The sequence below is a fragment of the Arenibacter aquaticus genome, assembly GCF_003957295.1.
Lineage (GTDB): Bacteria > Bacteroidota > Bacteroidia > Flavobacteriales > Flavobacteriaceae > Arenibacter > Arenibacter aquaticus.
Window position 1 is genome coordinate 939616 of record NZ_RQPJ01000002.1, and the last position, 1394, is coordinate 941009.

Annotated in this window: 1 pseudogene; it reads right to left on the reverse strand. The window is 50.4% G+C overall.

The annotated features are described in order from the left end of the window. Positions 1-1394: pseudogene (locus EHW67_RS20450) on the reverse strand (hypothetical protein); the annotation flags it as partial.

The following is a 1394-nucleotide window of genomic DNA, read 5'->3' on the forward strand; positions in this document are numbered from 1 at the left end:
GGTAATGGTATAGTCACCGGCCAACAGTCCGTTAAAGTTCAATGGGTCTGTGCTTATTCCGCTCTGTGCTGGAATGGCGGTAGGCCCTGCTACGGTAAAGCTGTATGTACCGGAGAAGGCTGTTACGTTGTATTGTATGGCACCATCGGCACTACCCTTACAGGACACGTTTTGTGTAAGTGATCCCGTTACATTGATTTTAGTTACAGGGTTCAGGGTATAGTTCTCTTCATAGGAACATCCCTTTGCATCTGTAACCCTAAAGGAATAGGTATCCGGGGCAAGTCCAGAAAATACTCCTGTAGTATTGGTGGCCACTGCCGCAGCCGGAGCTGTGATCTCATAGGTTATGGTACCGTTTCCACCAGTGGCTGTCAGGGTTATATCTGAGGTTTCAGCGGGACAATTGGCTGCCGTAGCAGTGAATGTTATGTCCGTTGGCGGGGTCATAGGATCAATGGTGATTGGCCTGGTGGCTGTACAACCATTTGCATCCATAACGGTTATGGTATAATTTCCGTCCTTAAGTCCGGTAAAGCCATTGGGCCCAAAATTGGTACCGTCAATGCTATAGGTGTAGGGCGATGTTCCCCCCGTAACGTTCTGAGCCTCCACGCTGGCATCCTGCAGACAGGTATATTCCTGTAACAGTATGGCATCAAATGCTATTGTCGCAGGCTCACCCACGGTAACAGAATTTGTTACGGTACACCCTTTGGCATCTTGAACGGTATAGCTATAGGTAGCGGCGGCAAGTCCTGCATATGTTGTATTGTTGGCAAGTCCGCCTCCGTCAAAATCAATTTGATACGGTGCCGTTCCAAAATTGGTGTCCACAATGATCTCTACGACACCATCGTTGCTTCCGTTACAGCTTAGGTTGGTCACTGTTTCCGATGCCTGTGGGTTGCTTAGGGGGTCTATGGTAATCACAGAGGTCTGTACGGTACATCCCTCGTTATCTGTGATCTGGAACCTATAGGTCCCCGATGTTGTTGTGGTATAGCTAAAGTTGGTCACTCCGGCACCCAGGGCGTTGGTTGCTCCGTAGGGGGCTGCGTCCACGCTTACGGAATAACTGTAGTCTGCATATCCTCCATTGATACTGACGTCTATTACAGCGTCCGGAGAGGCCGTACAGTCCAGTTCCTTGCTTACTGTTGCCGTTGCCCCAAGTTGTGGTTGTATTGTAACGGTATTGGAGGTAACGGTACATCCGTAGGCATCCCTTACCAGTACGGAATAGGATCCCGGCGCCAGGTTGTTGAATACGTTTCCGTTCTGTGCCGGTGCACCGTTAAGGCTATAGGTATAGGGGGCAACGCCTGCTGCTGCGGTAGCGGTCAGGCTAACCCCTGTTCCTGCTACATAGCAAAGGTCGGTAGTGGCCGCCA